General features: G+C 61.2%; 2 protein-coding genes. Both read left to right on the forward strand.

Annotated features, from left to right (window positions below):
* Positions 1-2,135: SDR family NAD(P)-dependent oxidoreductase (locus tag SM418_RS37820; RefSeq protein WP_371946468.1), on the forward strand; the 2,135-nt coding region annotated here is incomplete at its 5' end.
* 65 nt (positions 2,136-2,200) lie between these two features.
* Positions 2,201-3,531 (forward strand): type I polyketide synthase (locus tag SM418_RS37825; protein ID WP_371966179.1); only part of this gene is annotated, 1,331 nt, incomplete at its 3' end.

The raw sequence follows: 3,531 nt of genomic DNA on the forward strand, positions 1-3,531 counted from the left end.
TTTGGGGTGCGGTTGAGTCTGGGGATGCGCAGGCTTTGGCGGTGACTCTGGGGCTGGAGGGGGGTGATGCGCGCTCCTCGTTGGACACGCTTCTTCCGGTGTTGTCGTCGTGGCGTAAGCAACGTCGTGATCAGACCGTTGTGGACGGTTGGCGGTATCGGGTCACTTGGAAGCCGCTGGTGGGTGTTGCAGATTGTGAGCTTTCGGGGGCATGGCTGGTGGTGCTTCCCGCCGGTTGGGCTGGCGAAGGGGTGGCCGCTGCGTCGATTCATGCGCTGACCCAGCGTGGTGCTCGGGTGGTCGTGGTCGAGGTGGACATTGTCGATGGCGATCGTGATGTGCTTGCTCGACAGTTCCGTGATCTTGTTGGCAATGAGGAGCCGGCGGGAGTGCTGTCGCTTCTGGCCTTGGCGGGGGGGCGGCATCGGACGCATGAGGTGGTTCCTGCGGGATTTGCAGGGGCGTTGCTACTGATTCAAGCTTTGGGCGACGCCGATGTCCGGGCGCCGTTGTGGTGTGTTACCCAGGGTGCGGTGTCGGTGGCTGGTTCGGATGGTCTTGAGCGTCCCGTGCAGGCGTTGATGTGGGGTTTGGGTCGTGTGGCGGCTCTGGAGCATCCTGAGCGGTGGGGCGGCTTGATTGATCTACCCGAAGCTCCAGAAGAGCGGGTGTTTTCGCGGCTATGCAACGTCCTGGCGGGACACGCTGGTGAAGACCAGGTGGCGATTCGCGCTGCTGGAGTGTTCGGGCGACGTCTGGTTCGTGCTCCCCTGGGCGAGGCCGAGCCGGTTCGGGAATGGAAACCGCAGGGCACTGTGCTGATCACTGGGGGCACGGGTGCCCTGGGAGCCCATGTCGCCCGATGGGTGGCTCATAACGGCGCAGAGCATGTTGTGCTGACCAGCCGCCGTGGTCTCAACAGTCCAGGTGCGGTGGAACTCGAGACCGAACTCCGTGAGCTGGGCGTCCGCGTGACGGTGGCCGCTTGCGATGTGGCAGACCGCGACGCACTCACCCACCTAATTGAGGCCATACCCCCGGAATACCCGTTGACTACGATCATCCATACTGCTGCCGCACTTGATGATGGGGCAATTGATTCGTTGACTGTAAACCAGGTTGACCATGTGTTGCGTGGGAAAATGATCGGTGCATTGTATCTGCATGAACTCACTGAGCACCTGGATCTTTCTGCATTTATAATGTTTTCGTCGGCTGCAGCTACGGCTGCCGCATCAGGTCAGGGCAATTATGCTCCTGCAAATGCTTTCCTGGATGCGTTGGCTGAGCATCGGCGGGGGCGGCACCTTCCTGCTACCTCACTGGCATGGGGTGCATGGGACGGTGAGGGTATGGCCAACTTGCCTTCAGTAGGAGAGCTACTAACTCGGCATGGCTCTCGTGCCATGTCACCGGAACTGGCTATTGCGGCCCTGCAGCAGGCACTGCAGCACAACGAAACCTGCCTGACAGTAGCCGACATTGACTGGAGCCGATTTTTTGTTGCCTTTACGGCGATGCGTCCCAGCCCACTGCTGCAAGAGATCCCTGATGTTCAACAGCACCTGAAGAAGACCGACACTGAAATTTCCCCTCAGAGCGACCCGGCAGACCGGTCCCTGCTTCGCCAGCGCCTGGCCGGGTTGCCTGAGGTCGAGCAGGACCGGGTCCTGCTGGATCTGGTCCGCACCCACGCCGCCGCCGTCCTGGGCCACGGCGGGCCACAGGCGGTGGAACCCACCCGCGCCTTCAAGGAGCTGGGATTTGACTCAGTTACCGCGGTGGAGTTGCGGAACCGACTCAACAGCGCCACCGGACTCCACCTGCCCCCCACCCTGATCTTCGACTACCCCACCGCCACCACCCTAGCTCATTACCTCAAGACGGAAACAATCGAAGATGAAATGTATAGCGTTACGTCGGCATACGCAAAGCTGGCCCAATTGGAGGCGATCCTCTCGTCAGCTCCTCTTGGCGTTGATGCGAAAATCGAAATCGACAAACGGCTGCGAAATATTCACTTGCATTGGAGTCTCGAAGGAGAAAATCCGGCGGAGAATGATAAGATCGACCTAAGATCTGCTTCTCGCGATGAAGTGCTAAAATTTATCGACAAAGAGCTGGGTGAGCTTTAGTCTATTTTGTTCTGGATCGTCTGCCGTGCAGGGCTTGAAGCTGTTTACAATGGATGGGAAGTGCGATGAATAAAGAAGAAGAGTTGTTTGAATATTTGAGGAGAGTGGCTGATGATCTTCGTAAGACTCGATATCGTTTGCGCGTGCTTGAAGAAAAGGAGCGGGAGTCGATTGCGATTGTGGGTATGAGTTGTCGTTTTCCGGGGGGTGTGGGTTCTCCGGAGGAGTTGTGGGATCTGGTTGCTGCTGGTGGTGATGCGGTGGCGGGGTTCCCGATGGATCGTGGTTGGGATGTGGAGGGGTTGTTTGACTCCGATCCTGAGCGGTCGGGGAAGAGTTATGTTCGTGAGGGCGGGTTCTTGTATGACGCCGCGGATTTCGATGCGGGGTTTTTTGGGATTTCGCCGCGTGAGGCGTTGGCGATGGATCCTCAGCAGCGGTTGCTGCTGGAAAGTTCGTGGGAGGTGTTCGAGCGGGCTGGGGTGGACCCGCGCGTGATGCGGGGCACCCAGACCGGCATCTTCGCCGGCGCGACCCACCAGGGGTATGGAGGGCAGGTACTTCATCCGCCGGTGGGTGTTGAGGGGTATCTAGGCACTGGGACCACGATGAGTGTGGTGTCGGGGCGGGTGGCGTATGCGTTGGGGTTGGAGGGGCCGGCGGTCACGGTCGATACGGGTTGTTCGTCGTCGTTGGTGGCGTTGCATCTGGCGTGTCAGGCGTTGCGGCGGGGGGAGTGTTCGCTGGCGCTGGCGGGTGGGGTAGCGGTGATGCCCACCCCTGCCATGTTTGTGGAGTTCAGCCGGCAGCGGGGGTTGGCTGTTGATGGGCGGTGCAAGCCGTTTGCGGGGGCGGCTGATGGGACCGGCTGGGGTGAGGGTGTGGGGGTGCTGCTGCTGGAGCGGTTGTCCGATGCTCGCCGGAACGGGCGCCGGGTGCTGGCGGTGGTGCGTGGGTCGGCGATCAACCAGGATGGTGCCAGTAATGGGTTGACTGCGCCTAATGGGCCCTCCCAGCAGCGGGTGATCCGGCAGGCGCTGGCCAGTGCGGGACTGTCGGCGGGTCAGGTCGATGTGGTGGAGGCGCATGGGACCGGGACCACGTTGGGTGATCCGATCGAGGCTCAGGCGCTGCTGGCCACCTATGGGCAGGAACGTGCTGAGGACCGGCCGCTGCGGCTGGGGTCGGTCAAGTCCAATATCGGTCATACTCAGGCTGCGGCGGGGATGGCCGGGGTCATCAAGATGGTGATGGCCATGCAGCACGGGATGCTGCCTCAGACGCTGCATGTCGATGAGCCCACTCCTCATGTCGACTGGTCGAGTGGTGCGGTGCGGCTGTTGACCGAGGCGATGCCCTGGCCTCGGAGTGACCAGCCTCGCCGTGCCGGAGTGTC

Source organism: Actinomadura chokoriensis (assembly GCF_041463665.1).
GTDB lineage: Bacteria > Actinomycetota > Actinomycetes > Streptosporangiales > Streptosporangiaceae > Spirillospora > Spirillospora chokoriensis_A.